This window comes from Citrobacter sp. TBCS-14 (genome assembly GCF_005280805.1).
GTDB classification, from domain to species: Bacteria; Pseudomonadota; Gammaproteobacteria; order Enterobacterales; family Enterobacteriaceae; genus Citrobacter; species Citrobacter gillenii.
Genome location: NZ_SZWM01000230.1, coordinates 1 through 229 on the forward strand (window position 1 = coordinate 1; position 229 = coordinate 229).

Below are 229 nucleotides of genomic sequence, written 5' to 3' on the forward strand. Positions count from 1 at the left end.
AACGCCAAATAAACAGGTTACGCGGATGGTTTTTACCGTTTTCTGGTTGTTCTGCCGCAAAGCGAATAGAACCTTCTTTCAGAGATTTAACGGTGTAATCGACGGGTGTCATCCCAGCTTTTTCCGCCTCACGCGCAATGTACAGCGGGTTAGTACCCAACTGCGGTGCGGACGGCAACCAGCCCATACGCTCGGCGCGCACGTTAAAGTCAATCAAATGGCCGCTGTA

The 229-nt window shown here is 51.5% G+C and carries 1 protein-coding gene; it reads right to left on the reverse strand.

From position 1 onward, the window contains the following. Positions 1–229, reverse strand: a 229-nt coding sequence (locus tag FDX22_RS12240; RefSeq protein ID WP_146717262.1) for a molybdopterin-dependent oxidoreductase, incomplete at both ends; no start/stop codon positions are given.